The sequence below is a fragment of the Paenibacillus sp. SZ31 genome (assembly GCF_012912005.1).
Lineage (GTDB): Bacteria > Bacillota > Bacilli > Paenibacillales > Paenibacillaceae > Paenibacillus.
This window is the reverse complement of sequence record NZ_JABBEA010000017.1, coordinates 33,257-51,779: the sequence shown is the minus strand read 5'-3', so window position 1 is coordinate 51,779 and position 18,523 is coordinate 33,257. Positions and strand designations below refer to the sequence as shown.

At 47.4% G+C, this 18,523-nt stretch carries 20 protein-coding genes; all 20 read right to left on the bottom strand.

Annotated features, from left to right (window positions below; all coding sequences use genetic code 11):
- Nucleotides 1-672 (bottom strand): menaquinol-cytochrome c reductase cytochrome b subunit, encoded by a 672-nt coding sequence (gene qcrB, locus HF638_RS24035; RefSeq protein ID WP_017687726.1) that lies wholly within the window; start codon nucleotides 670-672, stop codon nucleotides 1-3.
- Nucleotides 673-687: 15 nt separating this feature from the next.
- Nucleotides 688-1,230 (bottom strand): QcrA and Rieske domain-containing protein, encoded by a 543-nt coding sequence (locus HF638_RS24030; protein WP_062835174.1) that lies wholly within the window; start codon nucleotides 1,228-1,230, stop codon nucleotides 688-690.
- A 193-nt stretch (nucleotides 1,231-1,423) separates the two neighbouring features.
- Complete coding sequence (locus HF638_RS24025; protein ID WP_169482472.1) at nucleotides 1,424-1,846, bottom strand: DUF2487 family protein; 423 nt, start codon at nucleotides 1,844-1,846, stop codon at nucleotides 1,424-1,426.
- Between the two features lie 152 nt (nucleotides 1,847-1,998).
- Nucleotides 1,999-2,178, bottom strand: coding sequence for an IDEAL domain-containing protein (locus tag HF638_RS24020; RefSeq protein ID WP_017687723.1), 180 nt, complete (start codon nucleotides 2,176-2,178; stop codon nucleotides 1,999-2,001).
- A 23-nt stretch (nucleotides 2,179-2,201) separates the two neighbouring features.
- Nucleotides 2,202-2,708: a gamma carbonic anhydrase family protein gene (locus tag HF638_RS24015; RefSeq protein ID WP_169482471.1), complete on the bottom strand. Its 507-nt coding sequence runs from the start codon at nucleotides 2,706-2,708 to the stop codon at nucleotides 2,202-2,204.
- 44 nt (nucleotides 2,709-2,752) lie between these two features.
- On the bottom strand, nucleotides 2,753-3,871 hold the full coding sequence (locus HF638_RS24010) for a hypothetical protein (protein ID WP_169482469.1): 1,119 nt from the start codon (nucleotides 3,869-3,871) through the stop codon (nucleotides 2,753-2,755).
- Nucleotides 3,872-4,147: 276 nt separating this feature from the next.
- Complete coding sequence (locus tag HF638_RS24005; RefSeq protein WP_169482467.1) at nucleotides 4,148-4,747, bottom strand: histidine phosphatase family protein; 600 nt, start codon at nucleotides 4,745-4,747, stop codon at nucleotides 4,148-4,150.
- 43 nt (nucleotides 4,748-4,790) lie between these two features.
- Nucleotides 4,791-5,429, bottom strand: a complete 639-nt coding sequence (locus HF638_RS24000; RefSeq protein WP_169482466.1) for an anti-sigma factor family protein — start codon at nucleotides 5,427-5,429, stop codon at nucleotides 4,791-4,793.
- Complete coding sequence (locus HF638_RS23995) at nucleotides 5,426-6,019, bottom strand: RNA polymerase sigma factor (protein ID WP_062835180.1); 594 nt, start codon at nucleotides 6,017-6,019, stop codon at nucleotides 5,426-5,428. Before HF638_RS23995 ends, HF638_RS24000 begins: the two co-directional genes overlap by 4 nt.
- A 729-nt stretch (nucleotides 6,020-6,748) precedes the next feature.
- The gene (locus HF638_RS23990) at nucleotides 6,749-7,843 is read right to left on the bottom strand and encodes a prephenate dehydrogenase (RefSeq protein ID WP_169482465.1); all 1,095 of its coding nucleotides are present in this window, start codon (nucleotides 7,841-7,843) and stop codon (nucleotides 6,749-6,751) included.
- Between the two features lie 26 nt (nucleotides 7,844-7,869).
- Nucleotides 7,870-8,970 (bottom strand): histidinol-phosphate transaminase, encoded by a 1,101-nt coding sequence (gene hisC / locus HF638_RS23985; RefSeq protein ID WP_169482464.1) that lies wholly within the window; start codon nucleotides 8,968-8,970, stop codon nucleotides 7,870-7,872.
- A gap of 86 nt (nucleotides 8,971-9,056) precedes the next feature.
- Nucleotides 9,057-9,863, bottom strand: a complete 807-nt coding sequence (gene trpA, locus HF638_RS23980; protein WP_169482463.1) for a tryptophan synthase subunit alpha — start codon at nucleotides 9,861-9,863, stop codon at nucleotides 9,057-9,059.
- Complete coding sequence (trpB, locus tag HF638_RS23975; protein WP_169482462.1) at nucleotides 9,860-11,059, bottom strand: tryptophan synthase subunit beta; 1,200 nt, start codon at nucleotides 11,057-11,059, stop codon at nucleotides 9,860-9,862. The genes trpA and trpB overlap by 4 nt, the downstream gene beginning before the upstream one ends.
- On the bottom strand, nucleotides 11,056-11,793 hold the full coding sequence (locus HF638_RS23970) for a phosphoribosylanthranilate isomerase (protein ID WP_169482461.1): 738 nt from the start codon (nucleotides 11,791-11,793) through the stop codon (nucleotides 11,056-11,058). Before HF638_RS23970 ends, trpB begins: the two co-directional genes overlap by 4 nt.
- Nucleotides 11,793-12,581 carry an indole-3-glycerol phosphate synthase TrpC gene (gene trpC / locus HF638_RS23965; RefSeq protein WP_169482459.1) on the bottom strand — a complete coding sequence of 263 codons (789 nt, stop codon included), beginning with the start codon at nucleotides 12,579-12,581 and terminating at the stop codon, nucleotides 11,793-11,795. The genes HF638_RS23970 and trpC overlap by 1 nt, the downstream gene beginning before the upstream one ends.
- A complete protein-coding gene (gene trpD, locus HF638_RS23960; protein ID WP_169482562.1) occupies nucleotides 12,571-13,611 on the bottom strand; it encodes an anthranilate phosphoribosyltransferase in 1,041 nt (346 codons plus the stop codon). The genes trpC and trpD overlap by 11 nt, the downstream gene beginning before the upstream one ends.
- A 68-nt stretch (nucleotides 13,612-13,679) precedes the next feature.
- Nucleotides 13,680-15,248: an anthranilate synthase component I gene (gene trpE, locus HF638_RS23955; protein ID WP_076331393.1), complete on the bottom strand. Its 1,569-nt coding sequence runs from the start codon at nucleotides 15,246-15,248 to the stop codon at nucleotides 13,680-13,682.
- A gap of 501 nt (nucleotides 15,249-15,749) precedes the next feature.
- Complete coding sequence (gene aroH, locus HF638_RS23950) at nucleotides 15,750-16,127, bottom strand: chorismate mutase (protein ID WP_169482458.1); 378 nt, start codon at nucleotides 16,125-16,127, stop codon at nucleotides 15,750-15,752.
- Between the two features lie 5 nt (nucleotides 16,128-16,132).
- Nucleotides 16,133-17,227: a 3-dehydroquinate synthase gene (gene aroB, locus HF638_RS23945; protein WP_036607679.1), complete on the bottom strand. Its 1,095-nt coding sequence runs from the start codon at nucleotides 17,225-17,227 to the stop codon at nucleotides 16,133-16,135.
- Between the two features lies 1 nt (nucleotide 17,228).
- Entirely contained in the window at nucleotides 17,229-18,398 is a 1,170-nt protein-coding gene (gene aroC, locus HF638_RS23940; RefSeq protein ID WP_169482457.1) for a chorismate synthase, read from the bottom strand.
- Between the last annotated feature and the right edge of the window lie 125 nt (nucleotides 18,399-18,523).

Here is an 18,523-nt window from a genome sequence, read left to right as displayed (position 1 = left end):
TTATAGTGGTCCCGAAATGCCCTGTCTGCGGATCATGATAAAGTGTCCGACCAGAAGCACCAGAAGCACCGCGGGGAGGAAGAATACGTGCAGGGCAAAGAATCGGGTTAATGTCTGTGCACCGACAATCGTACCGCCTTGCAAGAATTCTTTAATGATTGGTCCCAGCCAAGGAACCGTATTGGCAATCTCCAGTGTTACTTTTGTTGCAAAATAGGCTTTGTTATCCCATGGTAGCAAGTACCCTGTGAGCCCCAGGCCCAACATGACGAAAAAGATCAGCATGCCGACAACCCAGTTCATTTCTCGCGGTGCCTTGTAAGAGCCTGTAAAGAACACACGCATCGTATGTAAGAACATCATTACGATAACCAGACTGGCTCCCCAGTGGTGCATGCCGCGAACAATTTGGCCGAAGGCTACTTTGGTTTGCAGGTACTCCACACTTGCGTAGGCATTGATAATATCAGGTACGTAATACATGGTCAGGAACATGCCTGACAGAATCTGAATAACAGTAATAAAGAACGTCAATCCACCAAAGCAGTATACGAATGCGGAAAAGTGATGAGCCGGATTTACATGCTCTGGAACTTCATGATCCGCAACGTCCCGCCAAATTGGCGTGATGTCAAGACGCTCGTCAATCCAGTCATAGACATTTTTAAACATCTGCGTTCACGCCTCCTAATTCACTCGGGTGTTCGGAACAATGTCGCCCAGATATACCCAACCCTGCTCTTCCTTGACTACGTACTCATCCAGCGGTTTGGGGGCTACGGCAAGATTCTTCCCTTCCTTGTCATAGTGCGCGCCATGGCAGGGGCAATGATACTCGTCAGGATAACTTTTGTCACTATTCCAGCCTACTGTACATCCCAGATGTTTACAGATAGGTGAGAGCGCATAAATTTTACCCTGCTCGTCTTTGCGAATCCACGCCACTAACGACGCATTACTCAGATACCAACCATCTTGTTGTTGAAGTTCAAAGGTGAATTCTTGAGGCTCATTCGTAATTTTGCTGATTTCAGCTACTTTGACAGAGGTACCTTCTCCCTTATGCTGCAAAATCGGGTCCACCGCAAAACGGACCATGGGAAGGATTGCACCGGCGGCCATGTAGGCTGTAGCTCCACCAAGCGTGTACGTCAAAAACTGCCTGCGTGACATCTCCATGCGGCTTGGCAATTTCAATGAAGCTTCGTGCTGGTCATGCTCACTGCTCATACTGTCTCCAACCCCCTTTTTCAGCCAACTCTCTCAAACGTTTTCATTTTCAGAAATTCCACGACTTACTAGAACATACATAATCATATAGTAGCCCTAGAACACCGTCAAGAATTTGTCACACATTTTTAAGGTTCAATTGTAAGCGTTATTAAAAAATTGTTGTAAAATTGTCACATTTGCCGCATGAAACTCATTTTTTCCACAACTCTCGTATTTTTTCCCCGACAAATCTCGCTATCCCCTCTTCTCCAACCTCACGTCTCAACGCTGACCGACTCAAAACTAGATCAGCAGATGCAATTTCCACCTCATCAAATTGACCATCTGATGACATAATAACCACATATTTGAATCCTGAAGATTTAAGCTGTGCAGACAAGGAATTTAATGTCATTGACATTTCCGAATTAGCATAATGAAAGGCTGGATACGTCATAATTCTCCCTTTGAAAGGAATTTCGACCATATCCAGAAAATCTCTCAGCCGTTCCAGTGCCTCGGTAGCTTCAACTGGCGACTGCTCACCGCTAAGAGCCGTGTATGGAATAAGGCATGTATCCAGATAGGGTTGCAGTTCAGCCCAGCTGTCTTGAGTCATCTCACTGAATTTCAATTCCCTATATCCCCTTTCTATCCATTTTATTCCCATATTATATATGAGCATATCTTATAAATCCAGACATTCATTTTGGAATTACACATATCAAAAAAGGAAACACGCATCTGCGCATTCCCTTTTATATCAGAAAAGATGTATTGTGCCCATCAGTTTATGGTCCTCAGTTCATCCGTCAGACTCCGGAAAGCTACTTCGTCTCCGGTAGCTAACGCTTTATCGATTTCCAAATAGAGCTTCTCGCTGCGCTGTTTGCGAAGCGCTTCGTCCCACACCATCTCAGCTGCTAGCCCCAACATGACTTCATACGTAACTTTCATTTTATCCAATAGGATGCACCTCCAAAACGGATTTAAGAGCTCCTATATTCTTTTCCTTTGGTAACATAACCCAGTGAAGTTCTGGACATTCGCTCCAGATCGGCGTCAGTCAGCTCACGTATCACTTTGGCAGGTGTCCCCAAGGCCAGAGTATAGGGCGGAATTTTACTATTCTCAGTAACAACTGAACCGGCCCCAATCAGCGTATATTCGCCAATATCGGCTCCATTCAACAGAATGGCTCCCATGCCGATTAATGTTCCTGTTCCAATACGACAACCATGAATGATCGCTGAATGTCCTACCGAAACATCGTCTCCCAAAATCAAAGGTTGATCTGTGTTGACATGCCCAACAGCATTATCTTGAATATTACAGCGCTTTCCAATGATTATGGGAGCCAAATCAGCCCGCAGGACTGCATTGAACCAGACGGAAGATTCTTCTCCCATTCTCAAATCACCGATCAGCTTTACACCTTCAGCCATATATACTGAAGGGTGTAACTGAGGTTGTAGACCTTTGTATGGAATTATCATTGATATCACTCCTTAATTTGGGAGTGATTTTAGCAACTTGTCCTTCACTTGTCAAACATAATAGGGGTAATGTCTCCGGAGATGGAACGACAGGATGCAGCAAGACGTGTGCCCCAGGCTGTCATTTGTACAGTCCTGCCTTCCTCATGTTCCCCGATGCGGACCATGCCAAGATGCAACATCATTTTAACAATTCTGTTATCATAGATGGCCTCGGCCGTATCATAATAGAACGGCTGGATGAATGGACCGATCTGACGAAACAGCGACTCGGCAGTTGACCATTCCGAGGCACATTCTCCTGTCCAATACACAATAGAGGACAGATTGGGAATAGCACCTTTATACAATCTTAACCAAAACCTAAATAGCTGTATCATTTCGGCTGTTTTCTCAGCCCCCAGCTTGTCTTCTCCAGCTGGTGATAACCTCAGCGTACCTTGCTCCTCGCGAACCAGCCGATGGTGAAATGCATAGTCGTAGATAAGAGCGAAACGATCCGGGTAATCCTTAAACGAACGACCATATCCGAATCTCCAACCGGCTTTGCCCACCAATTCCTCACTGATGTGCAGATGCTCCATAATCTGCTGTTGGGAGCGACGGTACATCATGCCTTCAGCGTTAAGGGCAATTTCATGCTGCTGAACGAACTGTAGGAACAACTTGAGATCATCCGCTAAGAGATGATACTCATCCCGATACATGGGCGGTTCCGTCGTTTTTGTAATCCCTGCTCGCAAATGTGTAGATAACACATCCCTGAACCTTAATTTCAGATCCTGAGGTACCTGATACAGATATCTGGTCTGCTGCGTCGTCCCATTGAACAACCATCCGCTTTTATTGAAGCGAACGATGAGGTCACGTGGACTGGCTCCAGCCTCACTCTCCTTTTTGTCCATCGATTGACGGGCTATGGCGACGAGTTCTTCCATACCATAGTACTGGCGAGGATCAAACAACAAGTTGTTCAAAAAGCGCTGATCTGCTTGATTCAGTTGACGTACCTGCTGCTCAAAAAAAGGTCTGCTGCCCAATGTAGTGAGAATACTCTGGATGAGTTCATGTTTGGAGTTGGGCTTGCATTCACATTGGTAATAGTCTGCTATTCGATTAAGCTGGCCAATATCGGCAAAAGTAAGCATATCCGCTAGATTCATGGGTCCATCGCCTCGCCCGTTAACTACTTCGACTGCTGATTCGGAGCCTGAAATAGTTTGGTTTTGTAAACATCGTTGACGGAATTCCCACAATCTAAACCTCTTTTTGGAAATCTTTTATGTTTGAATCCATTTCATAATATCTTTAGTGAACTATGAAATTAATTCGTTAATCATACTATGCCTCAAGTTGGTCAATCAGAAGAAAAATGAGAGCTTTGAAATCATATAGAGTCTTTTTTTTCCATAAAACGCAAAAAAACAACCCAAGTTGGATTACTCAGGTTGTTTCGCTGTGTCCAAAGACAGATGTCGTGTGCAATTATATAACAGCGGACTCCAGTCATCACGTTCCTTTTCCAGGATCGTCAGTGACAGGTTTCCAATCCGTTCGGTATACCGATCTTTAAACAAGGCTGTTAACAGGTTGGCCAGAAAAGCTCCATGAGTGACAATGAGTACGTTCTGGTCCGGATAGGCAGACCATAGATCTTCCAGAAACGCCAGTGCACGAATCTGGATATCCGCTATTTGCTCCTGTCCCAGATCGAGCGTCTCCCAGGCTTGGCCCCAGCGGGCAACCCGCTCCTCTGAAGTCAGACCTTCAATCTGACCAAAAGCCCTTTCTTTCAACCGTGCGTCCGGTTCAAGCAAAGGTACATTCAACAGTTTAGAGATAATCTCCCCTGTTTCCTGTGCCCGTGATAATCCACTTGTGATGATATAGTCCCATTGGTATTCTTCCGTCAGCAGACGTCTTCCCAGGCGTTCTGCCTGTTCACGACCTTCTCTATTCAAAGGTATATCAGTCTGCCCCTGGATACGGCCCGCCGCATTCCAGTCTGTAAGACCGTGACGAATAAGCCCGATTCGCACTTACATCCCTCATTTCTCCACACGGCGAACGAAAGGTTATTACCTATGCACGCGCACCTTGTTGTTTACGTTTATTCGTTGTTCGATGCATACGTCCAAGAGAAAATAAAGCCATCCCTATTGCTAGTAAAGACAGGGCCATCCAATACTGAGGATAAGCAGGTCCCATGCTCACAACAAAAGGTTCAATGATGCTTCCTCTGTCCGCTCCAGTCATGTTGTACTGATACAATCCAGAAGACGATGGTCCGCTTCCGGCAACCCCTGTCTCCAGAATCCCCGTAGCAACAACCTTGGTTTGCTCAGCTTCTGATACGTTTGGCTTGAATAATGCCATGTACAGAAAGCTGCATAAAAAAATAGCCAGGAACGCGGCAATCCACAAAGACATATGTTTGCGGATCGCAGCAGAGAAACGATTAACCTTTGCCTCTTCCGGCAATAACCATGGAGACTCCGCATAGATCCGGTCCATAACGTTACGGTTCACTCTCTCTGCCTGTTGTTCTGTCACTGGAACCGGGATGCTGTGCAGCAAGATCTGGGCTTCTTCCCAAACCTCAAACTGCTCGGAGCACTCTTCACAACCAGCGAGATGAGCATGAAATGCAATCCGCTGAGGATGAGCTTCCGGCAAGTCCCAGACCAGTGCAAACAGTTCCTGGGCATCATTGCAATTCATCGGTTCTTCATCCCTTCATATGGCTCGTACACCGGTTCGAAGAAATAAGGTTCCAATTGAGTTTTTACGCTTGATCTTGCTCTGAATAATAACGATTTCACAGAACTGACGCTCTGCCCAAGAATATTCGCAATCTCTTGGTAGTCTAGTTGATCATACTCGCGGAGTATAATCGCAGAACGCTGCTTCTCCGGCAAATTGTTAATCGCATCTCTAACTAGCATCACCCGCTCGCTGCGTAGAACAGCATACTCCGGTGCATTCTCCGAAGGAGCCACGGGAACGATCCCGCTCTCTTCAAGTGGAACATTTCCACTGCGCTGTTTGCGAAGCTCACTCAGTACCGTATTTCTCGCAATGGTGTATAACCAGGTTGAGAATGAGGCATCCACCTCACGGAAAGAGTGCAGACTGCGGAACGCCTTATAGAAAGTCTCAGAACAGAGATCTTCCGCAAGCAGCTCCATATTGGAACTTTTCAACATATGATATACGAAAGCCAGTATTTTACGCTGATAACGACTCATCAGCTCGGAATATAACTCCAGGTTACCTTCCTTGATCTCTCGAATCAACTGGGAATCCGTCATTTGAGTGCGACCCCTCCTCGCCCATCCATGTGCTTCTCCCCGTTCGACTCTATCCATGTATTACCGAACAGGCACAAAAAAGTTGCGGTTCTCACCGCATATAAAAAGCGTTCAGCGCCATAACTGGCCTTCCCGCCAAATTCCCCTATGTAATGGCAATTTCCCCAACGTTTCTACATTAACAGTATTTATTGTACAACGGTCTGCATCATCCTGGCAAATCCATTGCTATCCACAAAAACCCGACCTGTCATTCATATGCAGTGTTTTTCACGTTCATGACTTCATTTTGAGCCTTTTTGATAAGCCTTGTTTATATAGACGAACGAAATTCTGAAAAGGTTACAAAAATGTGATATTTATTGGATCTAAGGTATCCTAACAGATTAAGGAGGGTAATGTAAATAGAGGATGTAATAAGAATTGTGAATCTTAACATACCGGTAAAGGACCAATAACTTTTTAAAGACAAAAAAAAGACCGCTTACATAAGCGGCCATTGCTCACGTGGAGCAATACAGTTATTGGATAGGAGTGGAGAGAAACCATACTGTACCCTTATTATATGTATACGTTTTCATTTTGTCAACACTTTCAGTAAAATTGTTTGGATTAATTATATCTTTCGGTAAATCAGGATAATACATCCTTTTTTTCTGTGACTGAAAATCAACTGAACAACTCCAATATAACCTCACAAAAAAGAGGGCTTTCGCCCCCTTTCTCGTCTTATATCCACACCTGATAACCTAAGGAATCCAATAACGTCTTGGCTCGTTCCATATCTTCTTCCTGACGGAAGGACAGACGCATAATGCCTGGCACATCCACCCGGTTCTCGATAATCTCCAAGTTGCTCAAGTTGATGTCATTGGCCCCAAGCTCAGTTGCGATCTTACCAATCATACCGGGCGCATCCTGGACATCGGTATACAGATCAAATAACGGCGAAATCATGCCTTTGCGTCGTTCTGGCAATACACTGCGGAACTCGCGGGCCTGACGGAATGCTTCCTCAATGCCTTCACCATTCTTATGCTCCAGCATATCCGTGAAGGCCGTCATTTGGCTATTCCAGTCCTTAAGCAAGCCCAGCAGTACATCACGGTTGCTAAGCAAGATATCTCTCCAGACTATGGCGTCACTGGATGCAATCCGGGTGATATCCCGGAAACCACCTGCAGCCAGCATTTTATACAGTGGATTCGACTCATTATATTCACGCACCTGATTTACCAACGCAACAGCAATAACATGTGGCAGATGACTAATCGCCCCCACAATGTCATCGTGCAGCAAAGGCTCCACACGTACGATCTGTGCACGCGTATATGCAAGCAGCTCAGACAACCTGCTGTACGCTTCCTCAGGCACATGTTCTGAAGGGGTTAAGACGTAGTATGCATTCTCAAACAACACGGCTGAGGCCGCGTCTACGCCTGCACGCTCCGATCCTGCCATAGGATGACCACCGATGAAGTAAGCGTCGGTCAACCGCACATGCTCGGCACAAGCGGCAATGGAAGCCTTAGTGCTTCCTACGTCCGTGATAATACATCCTTTTTTCAATGGCAGCTTGGAGAGCTGCTCGAAATAGGATTCAAGCAAACCTACGGGAACGCACAAAAAAATAAAGTCGGCATCCTCTACCGCTTCTTCCAGAGAGAGCGTAGCATCATCCACTACACCACTCTCTATGTACTTGTCCTTCAGTTCATCCAAGTGGGCGTAGCCCATCACGGTTACACCTGGCTTGCCTTTGAAGCAGAGCGCAAGTGAACCGCCGATGAGTCCTACACCGATCATTGCAATTTTTAGTTTCATGGGTCCTCACTCTTTCATCGCCAGAATTAAGGGCGTGCTACCGCCTTCTCAGCCAGCGTGTTCTCCAGTGCCGTGACAAATGTACGGTTCTGTTCTGATGTTCCGACGGACACACGAATGTATGTTGGATATACGTGGAATCCTGGGCGAACGATAATGCCTTGTTTGAGCAAGGATTGGAACGCCGTTGCCGAAGGCATGTTCAGATCAACCATAATAAAGTTACCCTGCGAAGGGAAATACGACAATCCCAACCGTGTAAATTCATTTTGCAGAAAATCCCGATCCGTTGCATTCCGCTTCGAGCACTCTTGAACAAACTCCTGATCCAGCAGTGCAGCCGTTGCTGCAACCTGTCCAAAACGCGAAGTGTTAAATGGCTCACGTACACGGTTAATCAAATCAATAATTTCGGGACGTGCAATGCCGTATCCAATCCGGAGCGAAGCCAAACCGTAAATTTTGGAGAATGTCCGCAGAATGACCAGGTTCGGATACTGTTCGATCAATGGTACACTTTGCGGGTATGCTTCATCGGTTACGAATTCATAATACGCTTCGTCCAGTATGACCATCACATGCGCAGGCACGCGATCCATAAAGGCTATAAGTTCCCGCTCGGAGATAATCGTACCTGTCGGATTGTTTGGATTACACACCCATACCGCTTTGGTTTTGTCGTTGATTTGTGCGAGCATGGCGCTCAGATCATGCGTTCCATCCTTCAGTGGCACTTCAATGGTAACGGCACCCTCAATATCTGCATTGCTTTTGTATACAGAGAATGTCTGATCAGCCATGATGGTCTCGTCCCCAGGTAAGAAGAAAGCTCTCGTAATCAAAGCAATAATCTCATCGGAACCACAACCAAATATCAGATTGTTCCGTTCCACGCCAAGATGCTTGGCAAGAACTCCAGTCAGCTCAGCTGAGCTACCGTCTGGGTATATGCTTATATTCGTCATTTCTCTCGTAATGGCTTCCAGAGCGGCAGGAGAACTGCCGTACGGGTTTTCGTTGGAGGCCAGCTTGATGACTTGTTCAAGCCCCAGTTCACGTTTCACTTCTTCAATCGGTTTGCCCGGCTGGTACACAGGCAGATTGACAATCTGGGATTTCGGTTTCAACCCAACCGCCTCCTGTTATTGAAATATTGTTGGACACGAATCAGCATGTACCTCACGTGTCCAAAGGATGTACTTTCAGGACATCCCTATCCTTTTAATTGTGCCACAAAGTTGCGAATTTGCAACAGTCCCGCTGCACGAGTATCCGGATTTTCAAGCAGAGGAATCGCATCTTCCACCTGACGAACGATAGCACTACCGACAACAACGCCATCGCAGATGCGGGAGAAGTGAGCAACCTGCTCATGACTGGAGATACCGAAACCTACCGCTACAGGGAGGTCTGTCAGACTTTTCACCGTCTCAATGAAGCTTTCTACCCCATCAAAGAAAGAAGCTCTCTCTCCGGTTACCCCAAGGGAAGATACACAATAGATAAAGCCGCTCGCTCCCGTCACAATCCGCTCAATCCGTGCATTAGACGTAGGTGCAACAAGCGGCACCAGATGCACACCGGCATGATTTGCACGTTGTCGCATCTCTTCCGCTTCCTCAATCGGCAGGTCCGGAATGATCATGCCACTGATATCGTGTTTGACCAATTCCTCAAAGAACACATCCAGTCCTGTCTGCAACACCGGATTATAATAGGTGAACAGCACAAACGGCATTTTCACACCTGCCTTACGAGCTTTTGCAGCGGTTTCCATAACGGTACGAATCGTAATCTGGCTTTTCAGCGCACGTTCGGAAGCACGTTGAATGACTGGTCCATCCGCAAGCGGATCGGAATAGGGAACACCCAGTTCCAGAATATCCGCTCCGGCCTGTTCAAGCTCCTTGATGATATCGATCGTTGTGTCCACATCCGGGTCACCAACGGTTAAGAATGGAATAAGTGCTGTGCGATTCTGTTCCTTCAATTGCTGGAAGGTCTGGTCCATCAGATTCATCCCAAATCGCCTCCCGTATATTTCATGATGGATTCAACATCCTTGTCCCCACGTCCCGACAGACAGATGACCACAATATCGTCTGCTGTGAGTTCAGGCGCCAGTTTGATAACTTGGGCGACCGCATGTGCAGACTCCAGAGCAGGAATGATTCCTTCTGTCCGGCATAACAATTGCAGGGCATCGAGTGCTTCCTGATCCGTGATTGGTACATATTTTGCCCGTTCAATGTCCTTGAGATAGGAATGCTCCGGACCAACACCCGGGTAATCAAGTCCGGCCGAGATGGAATGCGCCGGCTGAACCTGTCCATACTCATCCTGTAACAGGTAACTCATAGATCCCTGGAATACACCATGCGTACCTTTGGTCATCGTCGCCGCATGATACTCGGTTTCGACCCCTTTGCCTGCGGCTTCAACACCAACAAGCTTCACATCTTGATCACCAATAAATGGATAGAACATACCAATCGCATTACTTCCGCCACCGACAGCTGCTACAATCACATCCGGCAAACGTCCTTCGATCTCCTGAATCTGACGACGGGTCTCATCACCGATCACACGTTGGAAATTCCGCACCATCATCGGGTATGGATGAGGACCAACCACTGATCCGAGCACATAGAACGTATCCTCCACATTGCTGACCCAGTAGCGAAGCGCTTCATTACCAGCATCCTTCAGTGTCCGTGTTCCAGACGTCACCGGAATCACTTCTGCTCCGAGCAGCTTCATCCGGAATACATTTAACTGCTGACGCTCTGTATCTTCTTCGCCCATAAATACTTTGCATTCCAGTCCTAGCAATGCGGCCACAGTTGCCGTTGCAACACCATGTTGACCTGCACCCGTTTCGGCAATGACTTTCTTTTTACCCATCCGTTTGGCAAGCAAGCCTTGTCCAATGGCGTTATTAATTTTGTGAGCACCTGTATGGTTGAGATCCTCACGTTTCAAATAAATTTTCGGTCCGCCCAATCGGCGTGATAATTGCTCTGCATGATACAGTGGCGTTTCACGTCCAGAATACTCGCTCAGCAGATAGTTCAGTTCCTTGTTAAATTCCTCGTCTTCAGAGAAGTGGCTATATGCCTCCTCCAGTTCAATGAGTGCGTTCATTAGTGTCTCAGGTACAAAGCGGCCTCCGAAGTGACCGAAACGCCCGTGTTGATCCGGCAATTGATGTGTCATGCCTGCTTCACCCTTTCTACGAATGCTGTAATTTTGGCAATATCCTTCACACCTTCAGTCTCCACGCCGCTGGATACATCGACGCCGAAAGGTGTATATGTCTGTATCAGTTGTTGTACATTGTCTGGCTGCAAACCTCCTGCAACGAACAGAGAAATTCCGCGACTGTTCGCCCATTCAGCATAGGCAGGAATACGCTCCCAGGCAAATGTTTTCCCGGAGCCCCCTCCATATAGAGGATCATAGGTATCAAGCAATATCGCATCCACGAATTTTTCGTAGGCATCAAGAGCCCTTATGGCTGCATCATCAGCTTCCGGACCCGTTTCATCTTTGGGAAAAGAAAAAGCCTTAAATACTTCGGCATTCCACCGCTGCTTCACCTGCCGGCAAAATTCCGCAGTCTCCTGTCCATGCAGTTGAATAACATCCAGGTGAGCAACCTCCATAATGTGTTCCAGCTCTTCGAACGAAGGATTAACAAATACACCCGCAAGCTTCGGCCGATCATAGGCCGACCATTCGAATAGTACTGTTCTTAATGCAGCAGCCTGCTCGGGTTCGATTCGACGGCGTGATTTGGCAAAAACAACACCAATGTAATCCACAGGCAAGTTTATCATAGATTTTAGCACTTCAACGTCCTGAAGTCCACATATTTTTACGGCCGCTGGCAGCGGGTTTCTCAGTTCTGACGTACTGTCGCCTGTGCCATCGTGTATGGAAGTATTCATCATTTGGGTCCCATCAGATCATATACAGCTGCTTCGACATCATCCTTGCGCATGAGATGCTCACCTACGAGAATACCGTGTACACCTGCTTGGATCAAAGGTACTGTTGATTCTGGACCGTCAATACCACTTTCGCTGATCAAGGTGACGCCACTTGGAATCAATTCCATCAAATCCAGTGTCGTGTTTAGACTGGTTTCGAATGTTTTCAAATTACGATTGTTGATGCCCACAAGGGTTGCCTGTGGAATTTCCAATACCTGCTCAAGCTCTGTCCGATCGTGGACTTCAATCAAGGCGTCCAGCCCCAAACTTTTGGCAAATTCAAGATATTGACGAATCTGTTCTGGTGTCAGAATGCTGGCAATCAGCAATATCGCATCCGCACCCAGTAATCTTGCCTCTGCAATCTGTCGTTCATCTATAATAAAATCCTTGCGCAATAGCGGAATGTTCACTGCTTGATGGATAGCCTGCAAGTACTCGTTGCTCCCTTGAAAATACGATACATCCGTTAATACGGAGATGCAGTCTGCACCCGCTCGTTCATAAGCAGCAGCAATCTCTACCGGATGAAAATCCGGACGGATCAATCCTTTGGACGGCGAAGCCTTCTTCACTTCAGCAATAAGACCGAGTTTGCGATTGCGTCTGCTCGATAATGCTTGTTCAAACCCTCGTGTTGCGGGTAATTGTTCGATTTTTTGGATAGCCTCATCCATGCGAAATGTTTGTGCCAGAAGTTCAACTTCTTTATGTTTGGTTGCAACGATTCGATCAAGATACATGACTGTACGCCTCCGTTGTATGAATTAACTGTTCAAGCTTCCCGGCAGCTTTACCCGAATCTACCGCTTCTGCGGCAAGTTTCACCCCTTCAGCAATGCTATCTGCAAGACCGGACACATAGATGCACGCTCCGGCGTTCAACAGAACGACATCACGGTAGGCACTCTGCTCACCCTGGAAGATCCTCTTAATAATTTCGGCATTCTGTGTCGCATCTCCTCCAAGTACCGCTTCAAGCGGATGCAGAGACAAACCCATATCACGTGGATCAATATCATAGGTGTGCACTTCACCATTGCGAAGTTCAGATACCTGAGTCGGTGCCGAGATACTGATTTCATCCAGACCATCATGGCTGGCCACGACCAACGCTCTTTTGAGACCAAGACGATTCAGCACTTCAGCAATCATTGGCGTCCGGGAGCGATCATACAGGCCAAGCAATTGGCGATCTGCTCCGGCAGGATTTGTTAAAGGTCCGAGCATGTTGAAAATGGTACGCACACCCAGCTCTTTTCTTGGTCCCGCCGCATGTCGCATGGAAGGGTGATATACCTGGGCAAAACAGAAGCAGATTCCAATGTCATCCAGACATTGTCTGGCCTGCTCGCCGTTCAGATGGATATTTACACCGAGTGCCTCTAATACATCGGCACTTCCCGCTTTGCCTGAAGCTGAACGGTTGCCATGTTTGGCGACCCGAACCGACACGGCCGAAGCAATGATGGCGGATGCTGTGGAAATGTTGAATTTGTGAATACCCGATCCGCCTGTTCCACAAGTGTCCAGCAAGCCACTGCCATCGGTGAGGATTCGTCCGCCCTGACCACGCATGGCTTCGGCAAAACCGGTGATCTCATCCACCGTTTCCCCCTTCATCCTCAGCGCCATCAGGAAACCTCCGATTTGAGCCGGCGTTGCTTCACCTCTCATGATCGAGTACATCAAATCTCGTGCTTCGGCTTGCTCCAGATGACTGCCCTCCAAAATCTTCGCCAGGCCATTCTTCATGCCTTCCTCACGAGTAATCTCAGCAATAGGGGTTACGGTGTTCTCATTCATTATAGGGTTTATGTTCATCTCCGGTCTCTCCTCTCTCAGTTCTTAGCGGCCGCTGGTGTGACAAAGTAGTCTGCATTCGCCAGTCTCAACGTGTTGTCTTTGTCTTTGGCAGGAAACATTGCTTCTGCTGTTCGAATCGCCTTAAGCAACGCTTTGGCTTTATTAACCGTTTCTTCATATTCATTCTCAGGCACAGAATCCCATACGATTCCCGCTCCGGCCTGTACATATGCTTTTCCTTTTTTGAAAATAATCGTACGGATCGTAATACAGGAGTCCATGTTACCCGAGAACCCGAGGTATCCGATTGCTCCTGCATAGGCACCACGAGCCTCTTTCTCCAGTTCCGCGATAATTTCCATTGCACGCAGTTTCGGTGCCCCGGATACGGTTCCTGCTGGCAAGCATGAGAGGAATGCGTCGAAGAAATCCTTGTCTTCTCTGAGCTCTCCCGTAACGTTGGACACCATGTGCATAACATGAGAATAACGCTCAATCTCCATGAACATGTCACACTTCACACTGCCGAAGCTGGATACCCGGCCCAGATCGTTACGACCCAGATCAACCAGCATCAGATGCTCCGCACGTTCCTTCTCATCCTGGAGCAAGTCAGCAGCGAGTGCACGATCTTCCGCTTCTGTTGCGCCCCTTGGGCGTGTGCCTGCAATCGGTCGTGTCTCGACACGATTTCCGTCCACCTTGACCAGTGCCTCCGGTGAGGTGCCAACGATAATCTCATCATCCATCTTAAGATAGTACATGTAAGGGGATGGATTCAGCGTTCGAAGCACGCGATACACGTGAAGTGGAGAAACCTCCGTATCAATGTGGAAACGCTGGGATAGTACCACTTGAAAAATATCACCTGCGCGAATGTATTCTTTGGCTTGCTCCACATTGCCGATAAACTGCTCCTTCGTGAGATTGGAGCGGATATCCCCAAGCTCTACGTCTCCCGGAATGGAACGCGGATTCAGGTTTTCCCCTGGTCCTTGCTGCTGCAAACGTTCTGCGGCCTGCTCCAGCTTCTCCGAAGTCACTGCATACGCTTGCCGTATCTCATCATCCGTTGCACCGTCCTTGACATGTACATTACCGACGAGCAGCATCTGCTGCTTCACATGGTCAAACACGATAATTTGGTCACAGAACATAAAGCGAATGTCATCCATATTCAGGTCATCTAGCGCGTGAGCTGGAAGCTTCTCATAATAGGACAGCAGATCATATCCGAAGAACCCAATTGCCCCACCTGTGAATGGCGGCAGTTCATCATCTTTCGGACTACGGTACTTACGCAGCAATGCTTTCAGTTCTTCAATCGGTTTGCCTGGCAATTCACGGGTTTTCCCTGCTTCTTCTACAACGATCCGGCCCTTCTTGGCCGAAATCATCAGGAACGGATCTGTACCGATGAACGAGTATCTCGCCCATTGGATACCACCCTCTACACTTTCCAGCAGGAATGCACGGTCGTTGTCAGCATAACGGCGGAATATTCGAATCGGGGTCTCCATGTCTGCCAGAATCCGTTTGACTACCGGAATCAGATTATACTCATTCGACATTTTCAGTACTTGATTAACGTTTGGCGTTATCATTAGATCACGTCCTTTCAGATTTAGGTAGAAGAAAAGTTATATATACGAAAAAAACCTCTACCATCAGGTAGAGGTTTGGTTATAAGCTGTATTTAACAGGGTGATGCTTCATAAATAACAAGTCCCTATACTTCGCTGTCGGATTATTCACAGGTCGCTGAAACGATGCATCTCACATCATTCAATTGGGAAAATAAATCAGTTTAACACTTCAACTACTCATTCCAAATTTTCATCAAATATGGGAGAGTACATTGATCGTGTTGTACCAAAATATATCAAAACAAAAAATGTCCTATGACACGTTTGTTTTCCCTGTTCCTGTTACCTATTCCGTAGCACGACGTACCGTGAATCAGTTGACCGGTTTCTGTTGCCCCGGTTACCACCCACTGGACTCTGCTATATACTCCACTAGCTCAGCTGCTCTCAGCTCAATCTCTACTCTACTCAACTGGTTCTCACTATACATCATTATGATCGGTTTGACAACCCACTTGCTTAAGAACCAGAAGGTGCTGCCAGATCCGGACGTAATGCCTGTGCACCATTCAGGTACACATGGTTGATTTCATTCTGACTTTTGTTCGTATTCACATGTACCATGAAACGGATGCACTGTGCCAAGGCACCTTTAACTGGAACTTCAAGTGCACACATCAGTGGTACAAGCTCCCAGCCGTCCAGTTGGCGAATAGCTTTTGCCGGGAAAGCAGCATCCAGATCCCCGGTTAACGTAATCCATACACTACAGATATCTTCCGGTTGGATCTCATTGCGATCCACGATCTCTTGCAACAATACAGCTGTTTCTTTCAAAATCTGTTCTTCGTTGTTCTGCGTGACTGTTGTAGCCCCGCGAATTCCCCGTGTGACCATCGCTGTTATTCTCCCTTCCTGAGCATTTCAATGACGTCCCGAACTGCCGACACAGGTACGTCCTTCACAATTCTTGCAGCTCCAATCCGATCAGGAATGATGAACACCATATGACCTTCACGGAACTTTTTGTCGTGCATCATCGCTTCCATTAGTGCATCCGTGTCCAGATGCGCAGGCATCGTTGTCGGAAGGCGAAGTGAGCGCAACATACGGACTGTATCTTCATAGAGCCCTGCTGGCGCACCAAGCTTCTCACCAAGCAATGCTGATCCAGCCATACCGATCGAGATCGCTTCTCCGTGCAGGAATTCTCCATAACCGGCAATCGCTTCAATGGCATGACCAATCGTATGTCCCAGGTTCAACAACGCACGTTCTCCATTTTCACGTTCGTCTCTGGATACAATCTCTGCCTTAATACCACATCCACGCTCCAAACCGTATCCCAGTGCTTCCGGATTAAGCGCAAGCAACTCCTCTGCATGCTCCTCACACCAATGTGCAAAAGCCTCATCACGGATCAGTCCGTGCTTCAGCATCTCCGACAAACCTGCCGAAACATCTCGTGGCGGCAAGGATTGAAGTGTATCCACATCGTAGAGTACAAGTTCGGGCTGGTGGAACGCACCGATCATATTTTTGGCCAGCGGATGATTGACAGCTACTTTACCGCCCACACTGCTGTCATGCGCCAAAATTGTTGTAGGTACTTGAACAAACTTGATTCCACGCATATATGTAGCGGCAACAAAGCCAGCCAGATCACCTACGACACCCCCACCTAGTGCCAGAATCGCAGAACTCCGATCCAGTTTGCCTTCGATAGCAACAGTCATCATATCCTGATATACCGAAAGGGATTTCGATGTTTCACCAGAGGGGACAACCGCCGATACGACTGTATAACCAGCCGTACGCAGCGTTTGCTCCAAACCTGACAAGTATTTGGGAGCCACATTTTCGTCTGTAATGATAAGTAATGGGCTTTTCTTCGTCAAACCATATTGTTCAAAATATTGAGGGGCTTGCGCCAATAGGCCGCTACCGATCAGAATCGGATATGAGCGTTCCTCCAACTGTACCGTCAGCTGACGCATATTAGTAATTCTCCAGTTGAGCGTTATAGCTGGCAACGTTCGCACGGATCTCTTCCATGGAATCCCCGCCGAATTTCTCCAGGAATGCTTTGGCAATTTCCCATGCTACGACATGCTCCATAACCACACTCGCTGCGGGTACAGCACAAGCGTCTGAGCGCTCAACCTGAGCCGTGAATGCTTCTTTCGTATCAATATCGACACTTTGCAGTGGCTTATACAACGTTGGGATCGGCTTCATCACACCACGCACAACCACTGGCATACCGTTCGTCATACCACCTTCGAATCCACCCAGACGGTTGGTTGCCCGGTGGTAGCCGCGCTCATCCGTATGCATGATTTCATCATGTACCTGTGATCCACGAATGACTCCGGCTTCGAATCCGATACCAATCTCTACACCTTTGAATGCATTAATAGACATTACGCCTTGAGCGATTCGTGCGTCCAGCTTGCGATCGTATTGAACATAACTTCCCAAACCAACAGGCACGCCTTCAACGATACATTCCACTATTCCTCCGATGGAATCGCCTTCCTGTTTGATCTGGTCGATGTAGGCTTCCATCTTCTTCTCTGTCTCAGCATCCGTGACACGTACTGAGGAAGCTTCTGTCACTGCAATCAGTTCATCAATCGGAAGGTCCTGATAAGGAGCTTCGATCTCTCCAATCCGAAGTACACGTCCAGCTACCTTGATTCCGAATTCAGCTAGGAACTGACGTGCAATGGCGCCACATGCCACGCGTACCGTTGTCTCACGCGCACTGGAGCGCTCCAGTACGTTACGCAAGTCTTTGAGATTATACTTGAGTCCACCGTTCAGATCGGCGTGTCCGGGACGCGGACGATGAACGCGACGTTTCTCTTCGTCACTGCCTTCAATTGGCTCAATATTCATAATGTTCTGCCAATGTTTCCAGTCGTTATTTTGAACAACCAGGGCTACTGGAGCACCTGTTGTATATCCGTGACGGATACCACCAACGAAATTGGCCTGATCCTTCTCGATCTGCATCCGGCGTCCACGGCCATATCCCTTTTGGCGGCGGTGAAGCTGGAAATTCAGTTCTTCAAAGTTAATCGTCAAATTACTTGGCAATCCTTCAATAATAGCGGTCAATTGGGGTCCGTGCGTCTCCCCTGCGGTTAAATAGCGTAAACTCATAATACGTTCCCCCTTTAAACTGTTAAACTTCACATTGCTAAAATCCCATAATTTCTTTGCTTATTATAGTATAGCTGACCGGCTTTGACAAGAAAGTCGGCTCTTTCTTGTACTTGATATACAAA

Excerpts from the sequence above, each read along its gene's own strand:
- qcrB (WP_017687726.1), bottom strand. The coding sequence starts at position 672 with ATGTTTAAAAATGTCTATGACTGGATTGACGAGCGTCTTGACATCACG.
- HF638_RS24030 (WP_062835174.1), bottom strand. The coding sequence starts at position 1,230 with ATGAGCAGTGAGCATGACCAGCACGAAGCTTCATTGAAATTGCCAAGC.
- HF638_RS24015 (WP_169482471.1), bottom strand. The coding sequence starts at position 2,708 with ATGATAATTCCATACAAAGGTCTACAACCTCAGTTACACCCTTCAGTA.
- HF638_RS24010 (WP_169482469.1), bottom strand. The coding sequence starts at position 3,871 with ATGAATCTAGCGGATATGCTTACTTTTGCCGATATTGGCCAGCTTAAT.
- HF638_RS24000 (WP_169482466.1), bottom strand. The coding sequence starts at position 5,429 with ATGAATTGCAATGATGCCCAGGAACTGTTTGCACTGGTCTGGGACTTG.
- HF638_RS23995 (WP_062835180.1), bottom strand. The coding sequence starts at position 6,019 with ATGACGGATTCCCAGTTGATTCGAGAGATCAAGGAAGGTAACCTGGAG.
- HF638_RS23990 (WP_169482465.1), bottom strand. The coding sequence starts at position 7,843 with ATGAAACTAAAAATTGCAATGATCGGTGTAGGACTCATCGGCGGTTCA.
- trpA (WP_169482463.1), bottom strand. The coding sequence starts at position 9,863 with ATGAATCTGATGGACCAGACCTTCCAGCAATTGAAGGAACAGAATCGC.
- trpB (WP_169482462.1), bottom strand. The coding sequence starts at position 11,059 with ATGACACATCAATTGCCGGATCAACACGGGCGTTTCGGTCACTTCGGA.
- HF638_RS23970 (WP_169482461.1), bottom strand. The coding sequence starts at position 11,793 with ATGAATACTTCCATACACGATGGCACAGGCGACAGTACGTCAGAACTG.
- trpC (WP_169482459.1), bottom strand. The coding sequence starts at position 12,581 with ATGTATCTTGATCGAATCGTTGCAACCAAACATAAAGAAGTTGAACTT.
- trpE (WP_076331393.1), bottom strand. The coding sequence starts at position 15,248 with ATGATAACGCCAAACGTTAATCAAGTACTGAAAATGTCGAATGAGTAT.
- aroH (WP_169482458.1), bottom strand. The coding sequence starts at position 16,127 with ATGGTCACACGGGGAATTCGCGGGGCTACAACAGTCACGCAGAACAAC.
- aroB (WP_036607679.1), bottom strand. The coding sequence starts at position 17,227 with ATGCGTCAGCTGACGGTACAGTTGGAGGAACGCTCATATCCGATTCTG.
- aroC (WP_169482457.1), bottom strand. The coding sequence starts at position 18,398 with ATGAGTTTACGCTATTTAACCGCAGGGGAGACGCACGGACCCCAATTG.